The organism is [Chlorobium] sp. 445, assembly GCA_002763895.1.
Lineage (GTDB): Bacteria > Bacteroidota > Chlorobiia > Chlorobiales > Thermochlorobacteraceae > Thermochlorobacter.
Genome location: NSLH01000008.1, coordinates 65,471 through 89,935, shown reverse-complemented (window position 1 = coordinate 89,935; position 24,465 = coordinate 65,471). Strand labels below are relative to the sequence as shown.

At 47.7% G+C, this 24,465-nt stretch carries 24 protein-coding genes and 1 pseudogene; 10 read left to right on the top strand and 15 right to left on the bottom strand.

What is annotated here, in order from left to right:
• Window positions 1–5: 5 nt before the first annotated feature.
• The 4 genes from CMR00_04990 to CMR00_04975 are packed head-to-tail and all read right to left on the bottom strand — an operon-like array spanning window position 6 to window position 3,543.
• Window positions 6–707 carry a hypothetical protein gene (locus CMR00_04990; protein ID PIO48471.1) on the bottom strand — a complete coding sequence of 234 codons (702 nt, stop codon included), beginning with the start codon at window positions 705–707 and terminating at the stop codon, window positions 6–8.
• A 36-nt stretch (window positions 708–743) separates the two neighbouring features.
• Window positions 744–926 carry a hypothetical protein gene (locus CMR00_04985; GenBank protein ID PIO48470.1) on the bottom strand — a complete coding sequence of 61 codons (183 nt, stop codon included), beginning with the start codon at window positions 924–926 and terminating at the stop codon, window positions 744–746.
• Window positions 893–2,761 (bottom strand): hypothetical protein, encoded by a 1,869-nt coding sequence (locus CMR00_04980; GenBank protein PIO48469.1) that lies wholly within the window; start codon window positions 2,759–2,761, stop codon window positions 893–895. The genes CMR00_04985 and CMR00_04980 overlap by 34 nt, the downstream gene beginning before the upstream one ends.
• A 5-nt stretch (window positions 2,762–2,766) precedes the next feature.
• Window positions 2,767–3,543 carry a hypothetical protein gene (locus CMR00_04975; GenBank protein PIO48468.1) on the bottom strand — a complete coding sequence of 259 codons (777 nt, stop codon included), beginning with the start codon at window positions 3,541–3,543 and terminating at the stop codon, window positions 2,767–2,769.
• A 184-nt stretch (window positions 3,544–3,727) separates the two neighbouring features.
• Here CMR00_04975 and CMR00_04970 point away from each other — a divergent pair, with 184 nt between their 5' ends.
• The 3 genes from CMR00_04970 (at window position 3,728) to CMR00_04960 (ending at window position 5,600) form a co-directional block, all read left to right on the top strand.
• A complete protein-coding gene (locus tag CMR00_04970; protein ID PIO48467.1) occupies window positions 3,728–3,997 on the top strand; it encodes a hypothetical protein in 270 nt (89 codons plus the stop codon).
• Window positions 3,998–4,010: 13 nt separating this feature from the next.
• Window positions 4,011–4,610, top strand: coding sequence for a hypothetical protein (locus tag CMR00_04965; protein ID PIO48488.1), 600 nt, complete (start codon window positions 4,011–4,013; stop codon window positions 4,608–4,610).
• A 69-nt stretch (window positions 4,611–4,679) separates the two neighbouring features.
• Window positions 4,680–5,600 carry a hypothetical protein gene (locus CMR00_04960; GenBank protein ID PIO48466.1) on the top strand — a complete coding sequence of 307 codons (921 nt, stop codon included), beginning with the start codon at window positions 4,680–4,682 and terminating at the stop codon, window positions 5,598–5,600.
• Here CMR00_04960 and CMR00_04955 read toward each other — a convergent pair.
• The 4 genes from CMR00_04955 to CMR00_04940 form a co-directional block, all read right to left on the bottom strand.
• A complete protein-coding gene (locus tag CMR00_04955; GenBank protein ID PIO48465.1) occupies window positions 5,597–6,433 on the bottom strand; it encodes a hypothetical protein in 837 nt (278 codons plus the stop codon). The genes CMR00_04960 and CMR00_04955 overlap by 4 nt on opposite strands.
• Window positions 6,426–7,877, bottom strand: coding sequence for a hypothetical protein (locus tag CMR00_04950; protein ID PIO48464.1), 1,452 nt, complete (start codon window positions 7,875–7,877; stop codon window positions 6,426–6,428). Before CMR00_04950 ends, CMR00_04955 begins: the two co-directional genes overlap by 8 nt.
• A 111-nt stretch (window positions 7,878–7,988) precedes the next feature.
• Window positions 7,989–8,507 carry a 2-amino-4-hydroxy-6-hydroxymethyldihydropteridine diphosphokinase gene (gene folK, locus CMR00_04945; protein ID PIO48463.1) on the bottom strand — a complete coding sequence of 173 codons (519 nt, stop codon included), beginning with the start codon at window positions 8,505–8,507 and terminating at the stop codon, window positions 7,989–7,991.
• Window positions 8,488–9,816: a chaperone protein ClpB gene (locus CMR00_04940; protein ID PIO48462.1), complete on the bottom strand. Its 1,329-nt coding sequence runs from the start codon at window positions 9,814–9,816 to the stop codon at window positions 8,488–8,490. Before CMR00_04940 ends, folK begins: the two co-directional genes overlap by 20 nt.
• Before the next feature lie 191 nt (window positions 9,817–10,007).
• On the opposite strand from CMR00_04940, the gene CMR00_04935 reads away from it, so the two are divergent.
• Complete coding sequence (locus CMR00_04935; GenBank protein ID PIO48461.1) at window positions 10,008–11,873, top strand: acetate--CoA ligase; 1,866 nt, start codon at window positions 10,008–10,010, stop codon at window positions 11,871–11,873.
• Window positions 11,874–11,875: 2 nt separating this feature from the next.
• On the opposite strand, the gene CMR00_04930 is transcribed toward CMR00_04935, so the two are convergent.
• The gene (locus CMR00_04930) at window positions 11,876–13,237 is read right to left on the bottom strand and encodes a phosphodiesterase (protein ID PIO48487.1); all 1,362 of its coding nucleotides are present in this window, start codon (window positions 13,235–13,237) and stop codon (window positions 11,876–11,878) included.
• 180 nt (window positions 13,238–13,417) lie between these two features.
• Between CMR00_04930 and CMR00_04925 the strand changes: the two genes are divergently transcribed.
• The 4 genes from CMR00_04925 to CMR00_04910 all read left to right on the top strand — a co-directional run bounded on the left by CMR00_04925 (window position 13,418) and on the right by CMR00_04910 (window position 17,994).
• Window positions 13,418–14,623 (top strand): hypothetical protein, encoded by a 1,206-nt coding sequence (locus CMR00_04925; protein PIO48460.1) that lies wholly within the window; start codon window positions 13,418–13,420, stop codon window positions 14,621–14,623.
• Window positions 14,624–14,759: 136 nt separating this feature from the next.
• Window positions 14,760–15,734 carry a hypothetical protein gene (locus CMR00_04920; protein ID PIO48459.1) on the top strand — a complete coding sequence of 325 codons (975 nt, stop codon included), beginning with the start codon at window positions 14,760–14,762 and terminating at the stop codon, window positions 15,732–15,734.
• The gene (locus CMR00_04915) at window positions 15,671–16,156 is read left to right on the top strand and encodes a hypothetical protein (protein ID PIO48458.1); all 486 of its coding nucleotides are present in this window, start codon (window positions 15,671–15,673) and stop codon (window positions 16,154–16,156) included. The genes CMR00_04920 and CMR00_04915 overlap by 64 nt, the downstream gene beginning before the upstream one ends.
• Window positions 16,157–16,170: 14 nt before the next feature.
• The gene (locus CMR00_04910) at window positions 16,171–17,994 is read left to right on the top strand and encodes a hypothetical protein (protein ID PIO48457.1); all 1,824 of its coding nucleotides are present in this window, start codon (window positions 16,171–16,173) and stop codon (window positions 17,992–17,994) included.
• Here CMR00_04910 and CMR00_04905 read toward each other — a convergent pair.
• Window positions 17,984–19,399 (bottom strand): hypothetical protein, encoded by a 1,416-nt coding sequence (locus CMR00_04905; protein PIO48456.1) that lies wholly within the window; start codon window positions 19,397–19,399, stop codon window positions 17,984–17,986. The two genes, CMR00_04910 and CMR00_04905, sit on opposite strands and share 11 nt — an antisense overlap.
• 106 nt (window positions 19,400–19,505) lie before the next feature.
• Here CMR00_04905 and msrB point away from each other — a divergent pair, with 106 nt between their 5' ends.
• Together msrB and CMR00_04895 are read left to right on the top strand one after the other, a co-directional pair.
• On the top strand, window positions 19,506–19,904 hold the full coding sequence (msrB, locus tag CMR00_04900; protein ID PIO48486.1) for a peptide-methionine (R)-S-oxide reductase: 399 nt from the start codon (window positions 19,506–19,508) through the stop codon (window positions 19,902–19,904).
• A gap of 55 nt (window positions 19,905–19,959) precedes the next feature.
• Window positions 19,960–20,493, top strand: a complete 534-nt coding sequence (locus CMR00_04895; GenBank protein PIO48455.1) for an O-acetyl-ADP-ribose deacetylase — start codon at window positions 19,960–19,962, stop codon at window positions 20,491–20,493.
• 89 nt (window positions 20,494–20,582) lie between these two features.
• Here the strand turns inward: CMR00_04895 and CMR00_04890 are convergent, their stop codons facing one another.
• The 5 genes and pseudogenes from CMR00_04890 to CMR00_04870 all read right to left on the bottom strand — a co-directional run bounded on the left by CMR00_04890 (window position 20,583) and on the right by CMR00_04870 (window position 24,417).
• Window positions 20,583–21,131 carry an arginine decarboxylase, pyruvoyl-dependent gene (locus CMR00_04890; GenBank protein PIO48454.1) on the bottom strand — a complete coding sequence of 183 codons (549 nt, stop codon included), beginning with the start codon at window positions 21,129–21,131 and terminating at the stop codon, window positions 20,583–20,585.
• Between the two features lie 178 nt (window positions 21,132–21,309).
• Window positions 21,310–22,223, bottom strand: a pseudogene (locus CMR00_04885) (ABC transporter).
• A 127-nt stretch (window positions 22,224–22,350) separates the two neighbouring features.
• On the bottom strand, window positions 22,351–22,869 hold the full coding sequence (locus CMR00_04880; GenBank protein PIO48453.1) for a hypothetical protein: 519 nt from the start codon (window positions 22,867–22,869) through the stop codon (window positions 22,351–22,353).
• Window positions 22,870–22,948: 79 nt separating this feature from the next.
• Window positions 22,949–23,593 (bottom strand): ribonuclease HII, encoded by a 645-nt coding sequence (locus CMR00_04875; protein ID PIO48452.1) that lies wholly within the window; start codon window positions 23,591–23,593, stop codon window positions 22,949–22,951.
• Window positions 23,594–23,598: 5 nt separating this feature from the next.
• Window positions 23,599–24,417: an ABC transporter permease gene (locus CMR00_04870; GenBank protein ID PIO48485.1), complete on the bottom strand. Its 819-nt coding sequence runs from the start codon at window positions 24,415–24,417 to the stop codon at window positions 23,599–23,601.
• Window positions 24,418–24,465: the final 48 nt, after the last annotated feature.

The window sequence follows — 24,465 nt, the reverse complement described above, 5'->3', positions numbered from 1 at the left end:
AGATTTTACAAAGCGCGTTCAAGATCGTTGAGTGCATCAAGAATCTCTGCTGAATGCATCAAGCCTTGAATGAGAGGCTCAGGAATAGCATGCGCACCGTGCAACAAACCCATTGCGCCGCCCGCGATTGCACCCGTAAGACTTGCCAATCCGCCCATATTTACGGTTGAAAGAACTGTGGTTTCAAAATCGTCATGCGCTCGCAAAAACATGGCAATCGCAAACTGTGTGGCACTCTGCTCCTGCATGGCTTCGTCGAATTCTATCACCATGTCGCTGGGAAAAAATGCCATAGCAGAGAGAATCTTTTGCTGCACCTCGGGCTCGAAAATCTCGGCGAGAAGGTCGGGCGCTGAAAGTGGCAGGGCTAAGGTGCTCACGCGCTGAAAAAACTTGGAGAGTTGTGCTGCCGTCAGACTTTCTACTTGAAAGAATGCCATGGTAAAGTGCTCAAGGGCGCTGTCGAGAGCATGAGGCAAGGCACGCAAAATTGGGCGCGCATCGATAGAGTTTTGTCCTGCATGCAATCCCGTCGGTGAAGCTGTAGAGTAGTATTCGTCTGTATATCCCTTAATGCCTTTGAAGTACATGCGCACAATGTGATGCGGTTTTTTGTGCACGGGCAAGCCAAGGGCATCACCAACAAGCGCCCCAAGCACAAATCCACGCAGTTTAGAGCTGTTCATCGTGTTAGTGCGTTCATACATGCGTTTAAGACAAGGCGCGATAGATTGCCGAGACGATTAGTTTGCAAATTCATAGCCCATGTTGATGGTTTTCTCTATTGCAGGTATGCCCTCTTTCATCCAGCGTGGCATGGGTGCACCTTTAAGGTAGTGATCAAAAAATTGCTGCATGCGAATCGAAAGGTCTTTCATGTTCTTGCGTTGTGTCAGGTTATGTGCTTCGCCATTGTAGGTAAGCATCCAGACGGGCTTACCAAGCGTTTGAGCGCCATGAAGAGTTCAATGCCTTGATACCACGGCACAGCGCCATCGGCATCATTGTGCATAATGAGCAGTGGAGTTTCAATTTTGTCAGCTTTAAAGAGCGGTGAATTTTCAAGGTAAAGGTTTGGCTTTTCCCAAAGTGAGGCGCCAATGCGACTTTGTGTGCGTTCATATTGAAACATACGGCTAAGACCCGATTCCCAACGAATACCGCCGTATGCACTGGTCATGTTAGCGACAGGGGCGCCAGCCATGGCGGCAGCAAACATTTTCTTTGTGCGCGTGATAAGATATGCGGTTTGATACCCGCCCCAACTTTGCCCTTGCAAGCCTAAGCGCTGAGCATCAATATACTTGCGCTCCTTGAGCAGGGCTTGTACGCCTGAGACCACATCTTCGTAGGCGCTTTGACCAGGGTAACCAATCTTATAGGTGATGTCAGGAATAAACAGCAGGTAGCCATTGCTGGGATAGACGGTGCGGTTGACCGTTGAGCGGCTAGGCGCAGGCGGCGTGTAAAGATGCAAGCCATCGCTGCTGCGCTCGTAGTAATAGACAATCATTGGGTATTTTTTCTTAGGATCGAAGTCTTCAGGTTTATAGAGCAAGCCTTCGAGCCTCTCACCTGAAAACGACTTCCACTTGACCAGTTCGACCGTAGCCCAGTTGTACTCTTTTTGCTGCGGATTGGCATCTGAAATCTGCACAATGTTCTCAAATGCGGGTGTGGTGACGTAGAGATTAGGGAAGTCGGAGACAGTCATTTTTCGGAAAAGTAGCACATCACTGTCTTTTGCTTTGAGAAGCTCGAGCACGGCATAATCACCCATCATGAGGGCTTGAGGTGTGCCGCCTGTTGAAATGGTGAAACTGTAGTAGCCAGAGCCTTTTGTGCGTTCGTTGAAGGCTTGCAAAATGATGGGGAGGTTAGGGTTGATGCTCCGCTCTTCATCATTGAGCTTGACATATCGAAACCGAATGTTTTGTTCGCGTCCGTTAGTTAATCGTTTAGGTGTTGTTTTGCCAGTAGCATCAAATAACCAGAGATCGTAGCGGTCATAGATAAGTAGAGTATTTTCACCATCAAGCCAGCCAGCAAATCCGTAGGGATTAGGTGGACTTGGCGTATCGTGCAGTTCATTAGCAAATCGAGTGTTGATTTTTGCTGTCAAATTTACGGTGGTACCCGTCTCGAGGTGATAGGTAAGCCACGCATTTTGCAGAGCTGAATACCAGAGCAGATATTTTGCGGATGGAGAAAAATGAAGTTGGAAGGCACGCTCATTTTCACGTATCACTTTGCGTGAGCCATCTTTGAGATTCACAAGGTAAATGTCGTTGCGTACGGGTGCGCCTTCCCAGACTTTGAGATGTTTGTATTTATCATCAGAAAGTCCAATTGCAACTTCGGCATTAGCGTCTTCGGTCATGAGCAGTGTTTCCATCTCTTTTGAGGCAAGTTGCACAGCACGGGCGTCATCTAAATGAAAGACCGCAAGATAGGATCGTTCGCGCTCGCGGCTAAGGTTGCGCACTTGTTCGGGCTGCAAGTCGTTATCGCGCCAGTGCCAGATATCGACGCTGACAATTTCTTCGGGAAGTTTCGTGGTATCAGGCAAAAACGGCTTAGGCGATGTACTGTAATAGAGTTTCTTGCCATCTTTGGAGAAGCGAGGCGTAAAGAATTCGCTGACGAGCATGCCTTTCGGGATAGCAGCGTGTAGTGTGTCGAGCAACTTTACTGCAGAGTCCATACCGGTTTTCCAGTAGCACAGTGCAAAAGCACGCAAGCGCGATTTGCTGGTATCCAAGTCAGTCAGAAACGCGGCTTGTTCGCCTTGTTCATCGAGCGCAAGTCTTTTGTATCGAGCTTTAGCACGAAAGAGCGGTTGCAGGCGTTCTGTTTCCAGATCAACGGTATAGACGCCTGCTTGAAAAAGGGAGTCATCACCGGACGAGGCGAAGATGAAGCGCTTACCGTACTTTGCAAATTCATATTCCGTAACAAACGCAAAGCGTATCTCTTTGCCTGTTTTAAGATTACGCAGCACAAGCTCGGTGCCCAAGGAATCATTTTCTTCTTTTGGGCGTCGGCCTTTTGCACTGGCAGAGTCTTTCGTGTTAGAGAGTTTTTTTCATGTTGGTATGCCAGCCAGCCACCAGCTTTCTCGGGCATCTTGAAGGATTTGACACGAGCAATTTTGATAAGCTCACCTATTTGCAGAGCGTAGATGCCCAATGAATCTTTGGGCAAATTTTCGGCACGCACTTTTCGGCGTTTTTGTGCTTTAACACTATCGAGTTGGGGCTTGATTTTGAAGACCAGAAACTCTGAGTCGGCGGAAAACTGCGCGTTTTCACCGCGTTCAATTGCCTTGCTATCTTTGCTGGGCAGGGTGTGAATCATGAGCGTAGCGTCGCCTTCCTGCGGCGTGAGTGAATACGCCGCATATTTGCCATTGTTTGAAATTGTGTGTCCAGAAATGCTTTTCCAACTGTCATAGACATCATGCGTGATGGGCTTTTTAGATTGAGCAAGAAGTGGAAAGGCAATGTAGAGGGAAAGAAGTGTAAAGATGACGATTTTTTTCATTTGAGTGTGCTCTGTGTTTGACTAAACGGTTTTGAAAGATAGGTGTTTAGCGCGGCTTTTTGCAAGCGTGATGTATCTCACAGGGCTTGACCAGACGCTTTCGGTTGCCTGCCTTTTGCGGTATTTTTGCATGCCAATCGTAATCAAAACTTTCAAACTTTGCCAACTTCATCACCAACAACCAATGAAGAAACATCCATTTTTTCTGTTAGTTATCTCTGCTGCACTATCATCACTTTTAGCGGCATGTGGCGTGTCACAAGAAGCGGTGGATACCTTAGAGCGCGATAAGAAGAAGATGCAAGATTCACTCACGGCAGCAGTTCGTGCTTTAGAAGCACAGAATGAAGCACTACGCCGTGATTCAACTGCACTTCAAGCACGCTTGAGTGAAGCCGAGCTGCGCGAAAAGAAACTCCAAGAAGAAGCACAAAGAAAATTTGGCGGATCTTGAAAAGCGTGCGGGTATGCTTGAAAAACAGCTTGCCGCACGTGATGCAAAACTGCAAAAACTTCAAAATGCACTAAGTTCTGCTTTACTCAGTTTCAAAGATAGCGGGCTTGATGTCTACACCAAAGGCGATAATGTCTATGTCTCGCTATCCAATAGATTGGTCTTTCCGCTGGGCAGTACTACTATTGATGACAAAGGCAAAAAAGCCTTGGACAAACTTGCCGCAGTACTCAATGAAAACCCTGACATCAACATTCAAGTTGAAGGGCACACTGACACAACGCCTGTGACCAAACTTGAAAATGTTAAGGACAACTGGGATTTGAGTGTATTACGTGCGACGGAAGTGGTGCGTTACTTGACGCAAGAAGGCAAAGTCAATCCGAAGCGTATCGTAGCTGCAGGGCGCGGAGAGTATTACCCGGTTGATGCGCGCAATACGCCCGAAGCCAAAGCCAAGAACCGCCGGATTGAAATTGTGCTTACGCCTGACCTCAGTGAGCTAATGCAACTTGCTAAATCCAGTGCAAGCAGCTCTTCTGCACAAGGCAAAGCTAAAGGCAAGTCTGCAAAGCCTGCTTCAAAGGCGAAAGGCAAAAAGAAGAGCAAGTAATGACAGGTAGTGAAATTCTCTGCAGCGCGTCGATGTTTTGAGCCGTAAAACTTCACAAAGATAAGTTCCATGTTTACAACATCGATGCAAGCGGCAGCTAATCCTGTGCTTTTGCTTGCGGCTTTTCTTGCTATCTACCTCATTTGGGGCTCCACATACCTTGCGATTCGCTTTGCAATTGAGACCATTCCGCCGTTTTTGATGGGCGGCATGCGCTTTCTTTGTGCAGGTCTGATGATGTATCTCTTTACAGCGATAAGCGGCAGTCCTGCACCACGTGCTAAACACTGGCGGAGTGCAGGCACGCTGGGGGCATTGATGCTCTTTATCGGCAATGGCTGTGTGGTGTGGGCAGAGCAGCATATTTCATCAAGTGTGGCCGCGCTGCTGATTACCACAGAGCCGCTGTGGATTGTCTTGCTGCAATGGCTGGCACTGGGAGGCAAAACGCCAACGGCGGGCATTTGGGCAGGGCTATCACTTGGGACAATTGGGACACTACTGCTGGTCAGCGACGGGCTTTTTTCAGGCAGTGTGCACATGGATTATGCAGGCGTCGGTGCAGTGGTGGTGGCAACCTTAGCTTGGGCAGTCGGATCGCTCTATGTTACGCGTGCGGAACTGCCGCCGTCGCTGCTGCAAGCAACCTCGATGCAAATGCTGGTGGGAGGCGCACTTCAGCTTACGGTCGGCACACTGCGTGGTGAATGGGCACAGTTTTCCTTGGCGCAAATTTCGTGGCAGTCGTGGCTAGCGTTGGGCTACCTGATTGTCTTCGGCTCGATCGTAGCCTATTCCGCTTACACATGGTTAGCGCGGGTGGCACCGCCAAGCCGTGTTGCAACATACGCTTATGTTAACCCAGTGGTCGCTGTGTTTTTAGGCTGGGCAATCGGTCGAGAACATCTAACCGTGCAAATGCTGATTGCAGCGATACTCATGATCCTTGCGGTATTTGTGATTACCTCACAGTCTGCAACGAAGGCTTAGTTTTCAAGGTTGAGCGCTGCAATCTTCTCAACGGTGCGCTGCAAGTAATCCGAAACGTCTTTATACTTACGATCGCCAATCGAGACAAAAAGCTCACGCGCTTTCAGATACTCTTTTGCCTCAAAGGCAGATTTTGCGGCTTGATAGAGCTGTTCTTTTTCTGCTACGGATAACCCTTTGCTGCTGGCGGTTCTCTCCAAAATTTCATTTTTCAGACTAAGCAAGCGGCGCTGTTTTGTTGCCTCAGAGAGTCCATTTTGGGCTTCAGCATGATCGGCATCAAATAGCAGCACGCGCGTGTAGTAACGTTGTGCGCGCGCATAATCTTTAGCTTTGAGGGCGCTGTTCCCTTTCTCTAAGTTTTCTTGCAAAAGTCGCCCAATAGCAAGCTCATGTGTTTTCAAATACGCTTTTGCTTCGCTTAAATCTGGAGCAAAGGTCAAGGCACGTTTATAGTAGCTGGCAACAAGCAGGGTATCTTGTTTAGATTTTGCAGTCTTGATGAGCTCGCGGTAATTAGAAATGCTTTCAGCATAGAAAGCGTCCACTTCTTTGAGTTTGGCAAAAGACAGCTCATGTTTGAAGTCATGCGCAAGCAGCGCAAGGTCGTAGCGAGCATTTTCCAAAAGCTTGGGGTTAAGCGTTTGTTTGCCTTGTTCGAAACTTGCCACAGCGCGGCTATAGATATACCTAATTTTTTCATCGCGCGTGAATCGGGCGTTGAGTTTTTCGTCTGGTGTGGGTTTCGCGCTGCCACAGCCGATTGCCGTCATCACAAGACTGAGCCAGATAAGTGTCCTGATCGATTGCGCCAAATCATTCACATTAGTCATAGAGCACTTTGTAAAGCGATGTAATGTTAGATTTATTTTTGAGTGCTAAGCTAAACGGCTCGCTGAGTACTACAAAATTTTTGGGCAAGCGTGCTTTGACGGCTTCTGTAATGAGAATTTCGCCGGCACCTGCGGCACTGCACAAGCGAGAAGCGGTATTAACCACATCACCAATCACCGTATAGTCCATTCTATCACGCGAGCCAATGTTGCCAGCGACCACCTCACCGGTGTTAATCCCGATGCCAATTTGAAGGGAGGTAAAGAGGGGATCTTCAGCAATGAGTTGACGGGCACGCCGCTGCACAGCGACTGCCGCTTCAATTGCGCGTTCTTCTTTGCGTTTACCTCTGAAAGTTGCCATCACTTCATCGCCAACAAATTTGTCAATATCTCCGCCAATGAGGCCTATGAGTTCTACCTGCATATTGAGCAGGCTGTTGAGGTAGCGGACGACTTGCTGCGCATCGTGATGTTCTGAGAATGCCGTAAAGCCACGAATATCGGAAAAGAAAACGCATACCTGTTCACGCGTGCCACCCAAATCCATCCCTTCCGAGCGCCTTTGACGAATCAATCCAATGGTAGATTGCGAGACATAGCGCGACATCAACAGCCGCTCGCGCAGCCCTAAAATCATTTCGTTGTAAGATTGTGTAAGCTCTGCAACTTCATCGCTACCTTTCACAGGCACAGGCTCTAACTTGCCCTGCACAACCAGTTTGGTTGCGTCATTGAGGCGCTTGATGCGGCGAATCAACAGCGCCGTTACAACACTAATCACAACAAGCGACAATGCGAAACTAAGTGCGCCGAGTGTCAAATAATCGTGCCGCCGCTGAGTAATAATCGCGCTAATATGATCATAAGAAAAGACGAGTTGACTATATCCCAAAAAGACATCTTTAACAGGGGTTTTGTAGATAATTTCTTGCACGAGATAGACTTTACCATTCTCCAAGGTTTGAAATTTTTGTGCGCGCATTTTAATCGCCTCCAGATGCTCGAGCATGACCAACGAGTCGGTCAGGTCGCGTCCAGTCTTGTCGCAGTAAGCAAAATAGCGGTATTCATTTTTTTGTGGAGAGTAGCGTACAAAGAAAATCTGCTCCAGTCCCCTTACTTCTGATTCAAAGATGTTCTTAATCGTTGTTTTGAGGGCAAGCCGATCGCGTGAGCCAACTGACATGGCTTCCTCACCCATGGCATTGATGGCAAGAAAAACGGTTTTGAAATTCTCGTTGGTGTATTCGGCAAAATCTTTTTCCTCTGAACTCAGCAGTGAAGAGATGAGGTAGATGATGATAACAAGAAAGATAAGCGAAAAAGTTAAAGTGTATTTGCGCTGAAGGGTAAGGCGCAAAAGGGAATCTAACTTATGGGATTTATGGCATGCATGGCGCGCGTTACTGGATGCTAGTTCACTTAAAGCTTGTTCTTGCATTTCTCTACGCTTCAAAAAATATGCACAGTCTGCAAGAAGATTAGCAGACTACGCTAGCTAACTCAGCAGTGCAAGATAGAACTGCAAAATAACCGACAGGTAACCGTTAGTTCAGAGTGAAAGTAATGCAGGGTGCACGCTAACAGTGGAAGAATCAGAGGTGCGCTGAAGCAAATCCGAGATACGCTGCTGAAAGACAGGATGAATAGGATCGGCAAGGTCTAAAAGTGGTAGCATGGCAAACTTACGATGCGGCAGTTCAGGATGTGGAATTGTCAGCATGAGTTCATCAATCACCATATCGCCATAGAGCAAAATGTCAAGGTCGATGATGCGTGCGCTCCATCGACTGTAGTGTTCAGGGCGCCCGAGTGTGCGTTCAACAGCTTTGAGGCAGGCAAGCAACACTCTAGGTGCAAGTGCAGTTTGAATCTGCGCAACTGCGTTAAGAAACACAGGTTGCTCTTGAATACCTATAGGTGGTGTTTCATAGACACGCGAGAGCGCAAGCAAAGTCGTGTGCGGCAAGGCTTTGAGCGCACAGGTTGCCGCTTGAAGATATGCAAGCCGATTGCCTAAATTAGAGCCCAGACCGATGTAGGCTATGGTGTCAGCGTTTTCGGAAGTCAAGTTGCCGACCGTCGAGAATAATTTCTACATTATCGCCCTCGGAAATTTCACCTTGAAGAATTTTTTCTGCCAGCGCATTGACGATATACTTTTGCATCACGCGCTTGAGCGGTCTAGCCCCAAAGCTGGGGTCATAGCCAAGTTGACCTAACCAATCCTTTGCTTCAGGCGAGAGCGAGAGTGTGATATTTTGTTTTTTTGCTGTCTCCACAATGCGCTGAAATTGGATATCAACAATTGCCAGAATTTCATCGCGCGTGAGCGGCATGAAGACGATAACTTCATCAATACGATTAAGAAATTCTGGGCGCATTTTCTTGCGCAGCATCTCAAAGAGCTCTACACGCAAGCGCGAAAGAATCTCCTGACGGTTGTTATCGCTAAGCAGTTGCATTTGGTCTTGAATGAGATGCGCGCCCAAGTTACTTGTCATGATAATAATCGTGTTCTTGAAATTCACCACGTGTCCTTTGTTATCCGTCAGTCGACCATCATCCAAGACTTGCAGAAGAATGTTGAAGACATCAGGATGTGCTTTTTCAATTTCATCGAGCAAGATGACAGAGAAGGGACGACGGCGCACGGCTTCGGTAAGTTGTCCACCTTCGTCGTAGCCCACATAGCCGGGCGGGGCACCAATGAGCCGACTGACACTGTGCGGTTCCATATACTCCGACATATCAATGCGCACGAGTGCGTTTTCATCATTGAAAAGGTATTCGGCAAGGCTACGTGCTAACTCTGTTTTGCCCACGCCTGTGGTCCCAAGAAAAATGAACGAACCAATCGGGCGACGCTCATCGCTCAGTCCTGCACGTGCGCGCCGCACGGCTTCACTAATGGCGCGAATGGCATCACTTTGTCCAACAACGCGCTTATGCAGTTCTTCTTCCATGTGCAGCAACTTTTGCCGCTCCGACTGCAACATCTTGGCAACTGGAATGCCCGTCCACTTTGCCACCACTTCTGCGACTTCTTCTGCACCAATTTCTTCTTTCATCATGGCGCCATTTTTCTGCATCTCTTCCATTTTGTGCTTAGCTTCATCAAGCTGTTTTTGCAGCATTACAATGGTGCCATAGCGAATTTCTGCAACCTTGCCCAAGTCGCCTTGTCGTTCATATTCTTCGGCTTGAAGCTTAGCTTGCTCAATCTGTTCCTTCAGCTCTCGGATGCGCATGATGACTTCTTTTTCGGCTTGCCACTTGGCTTGAATGCGCTGCTGTTCCTCACGCAGGTTGGCTAGCTCCTGATCAATCTCGGCGAGCCGCTGTTCAACTTCGTTTTGCAATGCGTCTTTGACGGCCATGCTCAAAAGTGTTTAAGGTTATTGGCTTATCTGTTCGTGCGTCTCTATTTTCGGTTGTATCAAACGCTGGGTTTCAGTCTGTGAAAATACAGCGCGCAGTTGCATTTTGAAAGTCTTGCGAAGTTAAGTGCGTGGCTCTAAATTGCAAGTCTATTAGACCCAAGGCAAATGCTAAGCAAAGGCACTGTTTTATGTCAGAGATTGCATCATTTTTAAGTGAGACGCGCCGAGTTTCACCGCCGTTTTTTCTCCGCCGCAACGCGCTGATTCAAGACTACGAAGCCGATTATCGCTTTGCGCTAACAAACCCAGAAGGGTTCTGGGCAGAAATTGCCGAAAAACTGTTGTGGGAAAAAAAGTGGGACAAAGTCTTGGACTTTCAGCCGCCTAAACACAATTGGTTTGTCGGAGGCAAAACGAACATCACGCTAAATGCTTTAGACCGACACATTGTCAGTTACCGTCGAAATAAAGTTGCGCTCTTAGCGGTCTCGGAGACAGGCAAAGAGACGCTGGTAACGTATGACCGACTGTTGCGGCGCGTCTGTCAGACCGCCAATGCCTTGCGCAGCATTGGTGTGGGCAAAGGCGACCGCGTGTTGATTTGTCTGCCTAATACGCCCGAAGCTGTTTATGCCATGTTGGCGTGTGCGCGGATTGGCGCAATTCATGTCTTTGCACAGACCGCTTTAGGTGTGCAATCGCTGCGCCATCGTGTGCATGACACCGAAGCGAAAGTGGTGATTTGCGCAGATGTTACTTATCGGCACGGCAAGCGAATTCCACTCAAAGGCATTGTCGATGATGCAATTGCAAATGCTGAATCCGTTGAGAAAATCATTGTCTTGTGCCGCGATCAGCCCCGACTTGCCTTAGATTCCGAACGAGAAATTGACTTCCATGAATTTATCGATGGGCAGCCGCAGTGGATTAATCCTGAACTTGTCGACGCCAATCATCCGCTGTTTATTCTTTACACCAGCGGAACAAGCGGTGCCCCAAAAGGTGTGGTGCATGTACATGGTGGCTATATGGTAGGCACCTACTACATGGCACAAGCGATGTACGATCTTAAAGAGTATGATATTTTCTTTAACACCGAGGATATTGGCAGAATTCTGGGGCACACGTTCATCACTTACGGACCGCTCTTGAACGGGGCAACGGTCATGATGCGTGAAGGTGCAATTGACCATCCCAACATCCAAGCCTTTTGGAAACTTATTGAGCGACACGGTGTCAATATTCTTTTTAGCTCGCCGCTCACACTGCAAACCCTGATGAAGCATGGCGCGGAGGTCATCAAAAAGTTTGATCTCTCTACCTTGCGTCTGATTACTTCATCGGGAGGCTATTTAGATGCAGATGTGCACGAATGGGTTCAAAAGCATGTGATGGAGAAGCGCGGGTGCGTGCTCGATAGCTGGTGGCAGACTGAAATTGCAGCCCCTGTGCTGGGTGATTTTCTTGCCGCTGATGTCAAATTAGGCAAAGTGGGTAAACCGATGCCCGGCGTGGTCTTGGATATTGTCTCGCTTGAAGAGGGCAAGACCGTGCCGCCAAACACCAGTGGCTTGCTTGTCTTGCGTCAACCGCTGCCGCACCTTATGCATACCATTTGGAATAATGAAGAGCGCTATGCTAAGTATTGGAAACATGTCCCCGGATGCTTTAACACCGGCGACATGGCTTTCTATGACGAAGAAGGTTACTACTGCGTCATAGGCAGAATCGATGATGTCGTCAAGGTTAGTGGACAGCGTTTAGCACTGACCGAAATCGAGAAAGTCTTGCAGACACATCAGGCTATCGAGGAAGTTGCGGTGATTGGCTTGCCTGACAAAGAACTCGGTGAAAAAATTAAAGCCTTTGTGGTGCTCAAAGCAGGTCATAAGCCAACAGACGCCATGCGCTCCATTCTGCGCGATTACTTGCGGCGCGAACTTCATGCAAATGCGACAATTAGCGAGATTGAATTTCGCACAACACCGCTGCCACGCACACAAGGTGGCGCAATTGCACATAGTCTGCTCAAAGCCGAAGCGCTACGCAGCTAAACTTACTCACTACTCTGTTTTGCTGGAACGCGTAGCTCACTGGCTTTGATGGAGCGTGTCCACAGTTCCTTCCCATCCTTGTCATGAATCGAGATGGTAAGCATGCGCTCTTCGCGCTTACCTGAAAATTTCAGCAAGGCGAAGTTTTGCGTCTCTACAAGTGTGCCTGCAACGCGTAGGCTGTTGGCTTCTGTGCGCGCTCCACTGAAAATGCCCGAGGTTAAGGGCGAGCAAGTAAGATCGTAGAGCGGGTAGGTGCCCTCGCGTGGCAGCATGGAAAGTTCCGTGATATGTCTATCGCCAGTCAGAAACATCACGCCAGAAATGCCCTCCTTGCTAATGGCGTCAATTAAACGCTGACGTTCTTCGGCATAGTTTGCATACGTTTCATAGACCACAGCAGGATTGAGCACTTGACCACCAATTACGATAATCTTGAAAGTAGCATGGCTTGCTACCAGAGCATTGATAAGCCACTCAAATTGTTCCTGACCAAGAATGGTTTTTGTTCCCGTCTTGCGATCTTTGGGCGTGCGATAATAGCGATTGTCCAAAAGAAAGAAATCCACATCCCCCCAAGAAAATTGTGTGGTAATACCACGCAGGGTGCTCACCCCATACGATGGATTGCCCCAAAAGAGCTTGAAGGCTTCAAGAGCATGTTCCTTATTCCAAAAACTGCCGTCGCAATCATTTGGACCAAAGTCATGGTCGTCCCATATGGCATAGTGATGTGTAGAGGCAAGCAGCGGTTGCATCTCGGGTAAGGAGCGGGTGTGCGTGTATCGCTGCAGCATTCCCGTGCGCGTGTTCCAATCGCTTTCACGAAAGTAGGTATTATCGCCTAACCAAAGCATAACATCAGGGCGTTTGTCGGCAATAGCTTTGAAGATTTCATAGGCTTGTCCGTATGGTTTGCCTGGGCGGTCGAACTCGGCTTCGTTGATATAGGTGCAACTGCCGGCAGCAACCGTAAAGTCAGGCGGATCTGTGCGGTATTTCCACAAGACTTGTGTCTGAAACTCAAGTGGATATGGACGTTCGACTTTCTTGCCGTTGATATAAAGTTCGTATTGATACTTGCGCCCGGGTAAAACTTTATCGGCAATCAGCGCCGCCGTGAAGGCTTTGTCTTTCACGGTTTGCACTACATCTGTCTCAAAGACTTGTTTAGGATTCGTTTTGTCCCAGTATTTGAAGTGCACCTTTGCTGGCGCTTTGGTTTGAACCCAGAGCAAGACTTCGCGCATGTCAGAGTAGCCCAGCATTGGACCCGATTGAAGCAGTGAAGATTGTGCGTAGAGAATGCGTGCTAAAAGCAGAAAAACAAAGAGAACTGAAACTAAACGGTGTGTTGAAAACATATCGTGTTGTATCGTGTTGTGGTTAGATTGATAATTCAAAGATACAAAAACGGTGAGAGCTTTGGCGATACGAAAATGTAAAACTTTTAATTCTGCAATGTGGTGCATCGGGTTTGCACGACATTGCCACAAGGTATATCTTGAGATATACCACTTCCAAAAACAAATTTGTCTGAGTGTATGGCTGTTGCAGATGCATTACAGAAGTTTTCCCTGCCGTTTGCTGAAGAAGATGAACAGCGACTGCGTGCTCTTGCAGGGGACTCTCGCCTCTTGCTGGGCGCAATTAAGTCGCTGCTCCTGACAAATGCGCTGAGCTACGATGACATTGTGCGTGAGCTTCAAGCACAAAAAGATAGAACTGAACAAACAACGCCGATGCTGCAACAGGCACTTTATGCACTGAGTACGGGTGAATGTGCGCTGTTGTATGCGCTGTGCGTGGTGCTTTCGCAAGCATCAGAGCCGCTCTCCGAAAAAGACCTTAGTGCCGTATGGCAGTACCTGCCTTTCCCAGAGGTAGGTCCAGATGCCGAAGATTTGCTCTTGATATTGCTCCGACTAGGTTTTGTAGAAATGACCACGAAAAGTGGTGCCCCAAAATTTCAGTTGAATCAAGAGGTGAAGGCTGAGGTTTTAAGGCGGTTGTCGCCTGAAGACAGTGTCAGTGCCAACATTGCCTTCGTACATTTTTATTCTAATCAAACCGGTAATGACGACGAGCGCACACAAAAGTGGCAGAGGCATTTGATTGCAGCAGGCTTGCATCGGGAAGCGGTTCAACTGGCTGCAGCTTATGCACCAGCTTTGATGAAGGCAGAAAAAACGGAAGCGGCTTTAGCCTTGCTACGAGCAGCAATTCCACTGGCAAATGTGCTCAACGAAGAAGTTGAGCTCTTCTTAAGACATCAACTGGCGACGGGTGCTGCGAAACTCATGCGCTTTGATGATGCAATTGCCGAGCTGAGCATCATTGCTGAGAAATTGCGACAAGCTGGCAATACCGCTGCCGAATTTGCAGTGCGCCATCAGCTCAGCAGCGCACTGGCTGCAAAAGGCGATTACGCCAATGCACTGGCAAGCTTCCAAGACTTGATGCAAAAACAATATGACCATCATAATCCATCGGGCGTGGCAACAGCGGCGGCGCAAGTTGGACTTGTGGCACTTGCCATGCAAAACACTAAACTTGCCGTCGAGCACTTCTATATTGCCAAGCGACTGTCTGAGCAGCTAAGTGAATTCGAGCAGAAAGTAAGTGCTCAAAATTGGGAGTTTCTAAGAGAGCAACTTGGTGAAGCGGAATTTTTACGGCATTTTTCTGACATTCGCCTCTCCGCTGAAACCTACTGCGAGGCATTACTCTCGCAAAGCAAATCAGGTTAGTTCAATAACGTTGGCTTGCCCTTGCACCGGAAGGTCAGTGATGCCTTGACACTCTTAGCTTGGAAAAAATCGTATATTTTTAGTTTAACCACGTCTAATGTAAGACAGTCGGCGATTTTTCCATATCAGGAAGTTGATGCAGGTGCAATTAAAAACCCTTCTACGTCGCAGCCTAGTGCAACAGCATGGCGCATGTAGGAGATTAGACTTGTGCAAAAGATGGGTTTACTTGCCGCTGCTGTTATGTATGTGGTTATGCGATGCGACGCTTCTCCTCGCCCTTGACCCTCAAAAAAGTTTCTCACAATATGCTCACGAAGTTTGGCAGCGCGAGCAAGGGCTACCTTCAAATGCAATTCTCAGCATTTTTCAAGCCTCTGATGGCTACATCTGGATTGGCACATTTGACGGCATTGCGCGTTTTGATGGAGTCTCCTTCACGATCTTTCATAGTGCCAATACGCCTGAACTCAAAAGCAATGGTGTCTGGTCAATTCGTGAAAGCGCAGATGGGAGTTTATGGTTTGCAACCAACGGCGGAGGGCTAACACAATTCAAAGACGGGCGATTCAAAACCTACACAGTTGAAGATGGCTTGCCGAGCAATGTCATTCATCATATCTGCTCCGATAGAGCAGGTGGACTATGGATTGGTACGCGCAACGGCATCGCACATTATGAAAATGGCAAAATTATAGCGTATCAATTGCCCGGCGATGTGCAGCAAAATGCAGTCAATCATGTCTTGCTCGACCGCGAAGGTACACTTTGGGTAGGCTCTGTGGGCGGCTTGTGGAGCTTCAAAGATGGGGTCTTCAAACAATTCAATGAAAGTGATGGATTTAGTCCCGGCTCCATCTGGACGATTACAGAAGATACCATAAACCATTCGCTTTGGCTCGGTACAGGTGACCGTGGGCTCTTTCGCTATCAAAACGGCAGATTTACACTCTACACAACAGCTGATGGCTTGCCACACAATCGCGTGCTTTCCGTGCTGGTCGATGCGCAAGGCATTCTCTGGATTGGCACCTACAATGGCGGGGTATGCCGATTTCATTTGAAAAGTGGCAAAGGCGACTTCGAATCGTTCTCAAAAAAGATGGTTTGACGGACAATCAAATTCAGACCATGGCGTTTGATCATGAAGGTAGCCTGTGGGTCGGTACATATCGAGGCGGACTTAATCGCTTCAAGGATGGAAAGTTTCTGACTTACACCAGCAAACAAGGTTTGGTGGATGATATCGTCTATGGCGTGCTTCAAGATCGAGATGGGTCCTATTGGATTGCAACAGCTGGTGGAGTGAGTCATTTCATCAATGGCAAATTTGTAAACTACACTCCACAGAACGGTTTCCCTGACGACTTGGCGCGCTACATCATCCGCACGCGCAGCAATCAATTGTATTTTGCGACCTACTCTGGCTTTGCCGATACGAAAACGGGAACTTCAAAAATTTCTCAACGGGTGGCGGGGCTGGCGATAGGCTGCGTACTGTCTATGAAGATTCACAAGGGCGGATTTGGGTAGGAGGCGTCGGCGGATTGTATCGCTTTGCAGGTGATTCGCTCTACCCGCATCAGCTGCTCAACAACAAAGACTTTGCGCGTCATTCCATCACATTCATCTACGAATCTAGCGACAAATCCATCTGGTTTGGCACCGATGGCAACGGCTTGGGGCGCATTGTAGGCGATTCGCTCATCACCTATACAACAAAACAGGGATTAGCGGCAGGTGTTGTCTTCTGCGCACTCGAGCAGCCAGACGGCTCAATACTTTTCGGCACTAATGCGGGGATTTCGCGTCTGCGTCAGGGAAAACTGACGAATGTCACGATACAAAACGGGCTGTTTGCACAATCTGCTTTCTTTCTTGTGCCAGATTCAATTGGACGTATTTGGACGGGAGGAAACAGAGGAATCTCATGCTTTTCAGCAAAAGACCTCAATGAGGTGCTTGATGGGGTGCGTCCAGTATTGAGCACAGTTAAAGCGTTTGACCGCTCCGATGGCATGAAAACCAGCGAAGTTACAGGGGCTTCAATGCCGCCTCAGCAAACCACAACGGGGGAGTTTTGGATACCGACTGGAAAAGGGGTTGTGGTTATCAATCCATACCGCATCAAGTATAATCAGCTAATCCCACCCGTCAAGATTGAGCAGATTCGTACTGATAAGGAACTGATTGTACCGCGTGCTAATCTCTCCTTTCCACCCGATGTGCAGCGCTTTGACTTCCACTATACTGCGCTCTCGTTTCTTGCGCCTGAAAAAATGAAATTCAAAGTCAAACTTGAGGGCTTCGACCATGACTGGATTGATATGGGCAACACGCGAGAGATTACTTACACGAATCTTGCGCCTAAAGTTTACACATTTCGTGTCAAAGCCTGTAACAATGATCATATTTGGAATGAAGAAGGGGCAAGTTTGAGCTTCAAACTAGAGCCGCACTTTTATCAAACGATCTGGTTTATTGGGCTTTGCACGGTGAGCTTGGTCCTAGTAGGGGTTGGAGCCTGGTCGTGGCGCATTCGCCAGCTGAATCTCAAACAAGAAGAACTGCGCTTGCTGGTAGAAGAGCGCACAAAAGCCCTGCAAGCCGAAAAAGAAAACTCAGAGCGGCAGCGACAAATTGCTGAAGAAGCCAGCGAATTTAAGACCGAACTAATTGGTGTGGCGGCAAACGAATTACGCACCCCGCTCAAAAGTATCTCCGACTTTACGGCAATGCTGCTCAATGGTCAAGTGCCGCTGCACTTACAAGTGCAATATCTCAACATCATTCGCGACTTAGCCAACCGTATGACGGTTACCGTCGATAAACTGCTTGACTCGAGCCTGATTGGTGTAGAGAGCCTTGTGCTGCGCAAACGCGATATTTCTCTCAAAGGCTTAGCAGAACTTGCAGTCTTGCGCCATCAAGATTTGGCAGCAAAAAAATCGCAGCGCATCGAACTGAGCATCAAAAGCAATGCCCTAATCTATGGCGATGAAGATCGGCTCACCGAAATGGTAGGACAACTGATTTCTAATGCGATTAAGTATTCGCCCTTTGGTTCAACGATCTGGGTGACGGTAAGCGAAGAAAATCACGTCGGACGTATTGAAGTGCGCGATGAAGGACAAGGGCTAAGTGAAGAAGACAAGTTTCTGATGTTTCGCAAGTTTCAGCGGCTCTCGGCGCAGCCTACGGGCGGTGAGACTTCGGTGGGCTTAGGGCTTGCACTCGTAAAGCGCATCGTGGATTTGCATAGCGGCAAAGTCTGGGCAGAATCGCAAGGAAAAGGTAAAGGCGCAACATTTATCGTGGAACTTCCTACGGTAGAAGCACCAGCAATCAACCCGGCAAAAGTTAGTTCTTAGCCAACCATGTTTCAGGGTCATGCTTTTCTTTACCTTGCCATACCTCAAAATGCACAATCGCATTGCCACCTTCGCTTGCCATGGCAGTGCCAATTGGCTGACGCGCATCAACTTTTTCTCCTTTTGCAACGCGCACATCTTTAAGGTTCGCATAGACTGTGATAAAACCATCTGCGTGCCGCACAATGACGATATTGCCAAAGGTCGGCAGGTAACTGACTTGCGTAACTTTGCCAGTCGCTACGGCAAAAACCTGCGCATCTTTCGGCACAGAAATATCTACACCATTATTGAAGGTGACAATTTTGAGGGCTTTGTTGGTATTCTCACCAAAAGCACGTACAATGACCCCACTGCGCACGGGCCATGGCAATCTGCCGCGATACTCCTCAAAATTTTTGACCTCACCTGAAAGTGCAGGAAGATCGTCGTAGCGTGGCATGGACTTGGCGGGACTTTCGGGTTTGGCGTCAGATGTTGTCTTCTCGTTGAGTTTCCGTTGCCGCTCAGCTTGCATGGCTTTTTCTTCCAAGGCAAGCAGCCGACGAATTTCTTGTGTAAGAACCTTGACCTTTGCTTGGCGTGCTTCAAGTTCAGTTTTGAGTTTCTTCTTGTTTTTTTGAAGCTCGCTCAGAAGTTGCTCACGGCTTTTCTTGCGCTGCTCAAAAGCAGCAGTCTGACGCATTTTTTCTTCCAGCAAACGGCGGTTTTCTTGATAGCGCACCGAGAGCGTATCGCGCAGTGCGGCAACTTGATTTTTCTTCTCCGTAATATCCAAAATTTTGAGTTTACTGACTTGCTCAAAGCGTCTGATATACTCCAAACGCACGATAGCTTGGTTAAGTGAAGCCGAAGAGAAAAGAATTTCTTCGTTGCGCCGTACGCCGAACTTGTAGATACCGACAGCATATCGCGCAAAATCCTCTTTCAGCCTCTTCAACTCTTTTTCTGTTGAAACAAGGTCGCGTTCAGCTAGTGCAATCTCTTGCAAGAGTTTCTGCTGAGTTTTGTTTAATCCTTTGAGAATGACTTGATAGACGCTCAACTGCTTCTCGAGGGTCTCTAAGGCTTGCAAAGAAAGTTTTTCTTTTTCAGAGAGTTTTTTGAGAGAATGTTCATATTCTTGAATTTGCCCAGCAAGCTCTTTCATCATCGCTTGAGTTGTACGCCGCTCTTCACGCAGGGCATCCAACTCGGAAGGCCTGGTCGGCGGTTTGTTCTGAGCAAATGATACAGCGCACATTGCAAAAAAAATTGCTATCGATAATTTGCCTGCGCGTCGTATCTTAAATTTGCCTATCATTCGAGACAAGTTTGCAAATACAGTTTGCCGAATGTATATGCTTTGGAGTAAAAATTCAAATGTGCAACATACGCTGTTTCTTACAAGCGCAGGACTGCTCATCTTTCTGCTCAGTGCCTGCCGTGAGCCAGCATCAAAAGATGCTCAAGCTGTAGAAACCGCTGCGTTTTCTGTCACCCGATTTGATTCACTGAACGCTGAAAGAAAAATGAAAGAGAAAATCGTCAAAACGCCGGAGGCTTGGAAAGCCGTGTTGCCGCCCGATGTCTATCGCATTACGCGAGAGAAAGGCACAGAATTTCCATTCGTCAACAAGTACTGGAATAATAAGAAAGCAGGCATCTACAAATGTGCCTGTTGCGGTCAAGAACTGTTTAGCTCTGAGACCAAATTCGATTCAGGAACAGGCTGGCCAAGTTTCTACGCTCCGATTCGACCAGACTGCATTGAGATCGAAAAAGATTATAGCTTTGGAATGGTACGCGAAGAAGTGCTGTGCAGCAGGTGCGATGCACACTTAGGACATGTGTTTGATGATGCGCCCCAAACGCCCACAGGACTGCGCTACTGTATGAACTCTGCAGCACTTGTGTTTGAACCAAAGTGATGCGTTGAGCAAAACCTCTCAATAAGTATCTGATGACAGCTTTAGGAGAAAGAGTATGGAAGACGGAATGGAAGTTATCCTCGGCGATATTACACACGTCTATGTTGATGCGATTGTCAATGCGGCAAATCCAACTTTGCTGGGCGGTGGTGGGGTAGATGGTGCGATTCACAAAGCGGCAGGTCCAGAGCTGCGTGAAGCCTGTGCCAAACTCAATGGCTGTGAAACAGGTGAAGCGAAACTCACACAAGGCTACAACTTGCCAGCAAAGTATGTGATTCATACGGTAGGACCAGTCTGGAAAGGCGGCACCTTCGGCGAAGATGAACTGTTAGCAATGTGCTATACCAATTCATGCAAACTAGCTGATGAGCACGGTATTGAGACCTTAGCCTTCCCTGCAATTAGTACAGGTGCATACGGCTTTCCAGTTGAACGCGCTGCTAAAATCGCAGTGCAAACGGTCAATGACTACTTAGAGCATAGCCATGTACTCTCAAAAGTCTTTTTTGTCTGTTTCAGTCAACGCGATTACGACATCTATCAAAATACACTGAATGAAATGCTGCGTCAAAAAGAAATTGAGTAGTACTAAAAGCTGTGCAAATTAAGTGAAGAGGCTGACAATCTCAGCCTCTTTGTGTTTTGCGTTGCGTGAGAGTTTTGAGTTTTAGAGTGTTATGGCAAAAGAATGCCGCAAGCAATCACGGATGTCCAAAGTCCGGCTTTACCTTCTGCAGATTGGGTAATGTTGAAAGTCTTGACGATTTTGCCACTCATTTTGTAGATGTCTTCGCGTTCGTCCCAAGCAGTATTAGGATCGAACTCGATCCCAAGCGTTGTTGCAAGCATGGTTGCCGCAAGATCTTCGGCATATTCGCCTGCCTGCTTTTCACTTTCGCCGTAAGGGTGATGCTCAGAAAGGTAGCCATACTGCGTGTTGATATCTTGAGGAATTGCCACACCAATTGCAGAGGCAATAAGACGATTGTGCTCGTTCGTTGCCGCCCTTGCCATCACACAGAAGGTGATTTGTCCAGGCTGCAGAAGTTTCAAGCCTTCTTCAAGTGAAATGCGTTTGCACCCTGCAGGGAAAATACTCGACACAGTGACCAGATTGCACTTTTCAATTTTTGCGTCACGAAGTGCAAGCTCAAACGATGAGAGATATTCTTTGTGTCTGCCGACGCCTTTGGTGAAGAAAATCTTGGTTGGAACGAAGGACAATTTTATCTCCTCTACCTTTTGATGTTAACAGATTAAACCCTCACTTTGAAATTGGCGCAAAGATAGAAAAAGCAACGGAAAATTTTTCAAGTGTGCAGGTAAAAATTTGTAAGACAACTGCAGGAGAATTAAGAAAAACATGAAGCGCAATTTCAAAACTACTCTGAAGCAAGAGGCTCTATGCTGATGGGGCAGCATTAGTCTCGCCAACACGCATAATGAAGATGTCTTTGAGTGAGGGCTCAGCAAGTTCAAAGCGCGTGATATCAACATAGCTAAGATGTGAAAGGATGTCCTTCGGTGTAGTGCCATTAAGCAGTTTGAGCTCTATTGACTTTGGCGAACGATTACAGATTTCTACCTTGCCTTGTGCTACAAGCAGATCAATGAAGTTATCACTGCCCTCGAAATCCAAGTGCAAATGATTTTTACCATACGCACGCTTGATGTCGCGCACTTTACCGCTAAGCACATTCTCACCATTGTTGATGAGTACAATTGAGTCACAGAGTTTCTCGACTTGTTCCATTCGATGTGTGGAGAAAAGAATCGTCTTACCAGCTTTTTTAAGTTCGATAATCACATCCATAATCAGTTCTGAGTTAATCGGATCTAAACCTGAAAAGGGCTCATCGAGAATGAGAAGTTCAGGATCATGCAAAATCGTAGAAATAAACTGCACTTTTTGCTGCATGCCTTTGGAGAGTGCTTCGACCTTTTTTTGAGCCATGAATGAATCTCAAAGCGATGCGCCCATTGCTCAATGCGTGTTTTGGCATCAGCACGTGAAAGTCCCTTGAGTGCTGCAAAGTAAAGAAGCGTCTCCTCAACCGTCATTTTTCTGTAAAGCCCACGCTCTTCTGGTAAGTAACCAATCTTACTTTGCGACGCAGCATTGACGGGCTTGCCAAGAAATTCTACTGTGCCCGTGTCAGGATACGTGATGCCGCAAATCATACGAATGGTGGAGGTTTTGCCCGCACCGTTAGGACCCAAAAGCCCAAAAATTTCTCCACGCTGCAGCTCAAAGGAGAGGTTCTTGACAGCGATTTTGTCAGCGTAGGACTTGGTAACATTAGTAAGCTTGAGCATGGTAGAAAAATGCTTACGAGTTTATCGCGATTAACTTAGCAAATTAGCAAATACGCACAATCTTGTTTTTAGTCATAGCGGCTAACGAGAGAGAGGTCAAAACTGAAGCATAAAAAAGTGCAGAAGACTATGAGCGAGTGGCGCGTAGGATATCACCGGGAAATTGGCGCCAAATTAAGTTTTGTGCCCATGTCCAAAATTTGTAGAGCGAGGGAATGACAAAAGAATCTAGACGTGCTTTGACTTCTGTGCCACCTTCTACTTCTCGGACCCAGAATTGCAAGCGTGTAGGACGAATCCAGCGCAAACTGCCCACATAACTGCCATAGAAATACTGCAAATCACGATATTCTTTGTCGCGAATTTCTGTCAGCACGCCTGAAAACATCATCATCGGTCCATGATGTACCGAGAGCACGCCGACATGAAAGTCCGCAGGCGTATTGGGGTCAGGTGAGACAAACTCCACACGCCAAGGAAAAATCTGACTGTCGGTAAAAGTTTTTGGGTTGTTGAGCCAGCCCCAGACTTTTTCAATTGGGCGATGAACCACAAAGACATATTCATTGACATGTGCCACAAAGCCTTTCGGCGCAGCTTGGATGGCAACGGTATTCTCAGAGCGAATGTCGTCAGAGTATGGCATTGACTAATTCGGTTAATTCGGTATCGATTAGTGCTTTTGCGAAAGAAACGCAAAACATCAGCCAGAGATTCCTATTGCATCATGGGGTTTTGCTGTTGCGCTGTGCGGCTGTCTTTTCTCCCAGGGCAGCAAGTTTGAAACTTCTGCGGTGAATAGCGCATCGTCCGTATTTGCGAATCGCATCAAGATGGTCGGGTGTGGGGTAGCCAAAGTGCTGTGCAAAATGGTATTTGGGAAATTGTGCGTCCAACGCAATCATCAAACTATCCCGGTGAACTTTAGCAAGGATAGAGGCGGCAGCGATTGAAAAAATTTTTGAATCGCCTTTCACGATGGTCTGAAAAGGAATTGCAAGCGTAGACTTAAATCGGTTGCCATCAATGAGCAAAAAATCTGGACGAGGAGAAAGTTGCTCTATGGCATGTGTCATGGCTAAAAATGTCGCATTGAGAATGTTGAGTTTGTCGATGGTTTCGACATCTACGACACCAATCCCAACGGCGAGTGCTTCAGCGCGAATAGCAGTGGCAAGTTCAAGGCGTACAGATGGTGCAAGTTTCTTAGAATCGCTCACGCTTTGAAGTGCACGTGTGGGAGTATATCCATGCTCAAACATCACTGCGGCAGCGACAACAGGACCAGCAAGCGGTCCACGCCCCACTTCATCCACGCCAGCGACAAAGTGATACTTTAACCAAAGCTCTTGTTCAAACGCAGTTGTCATTGCTGTTATTTTTGATAAGGCTTGCCGAGGTCTTTCGGCGGTGTGGATTTACCGATAAAGCCCACGAGCACAGCAAGCGTAATGACATAAGGCAATGCTTGGACTAATTGCGTTGGTATGGCGGCGCTTTGCAAGTTGAGTTGTGCCGCTTCAGTGAAAGCAAAGAAAAGACTGGCTACTGCTGCGCCGATTGGTGTCCATCGCCCGATAATCATGGCAGCAAGTGCGATGTAGCCTCTTCCCGCCGTCATGCCGTCCGTGAAACTGTGTTGCTCGAAGGCAAGAAATGCCCCTGCAAGTGCTGCAAGCGCGCCTGAAATCAAGACACCTGTATAGCGCATGGCACTGACATTGATTCCCAGCGAATCTGCTGTGGCGGCACTTTCACCGACGGCACGCAAACGCAAGCCAAACGGCGTGTGGTAAAAAATAAAGTGTGAGAGCGGCACAAGCACAAAAGCAAAAAGAAAAATGGGATTGAGTAACACATTTGGGACATCAAAGCCGGCAATGCGTTCAGAATTCGAGGCGCTGCCAAAAATCGGTCTAAGAAAAAATTTAGTAGCACCGACTGCCAAGATGTTAAGCGCGACCCCACTGACAATTTGGTTTGCTTTAAGCGATACTGTGATGTAGGCATGCAATGCAGCAACAAAAAGTCCTAATGCCGTTGCCAGCATCATGCCCAGCCATGCAGAGCCCGTGAAATACTGTCCAATCACGGCGCCGAACGCCCCAAATATCATCAAGCCTTCCAAAGCAAGGTTAATGACCCCGCTCCGCTCGGAATACGTTGCGCCAACTGCCGCCAAAAGATAGGGCATGGCAATTCGCAACACTTGAAGCAAAAAATTGCGGCAAAGTCAAGCATT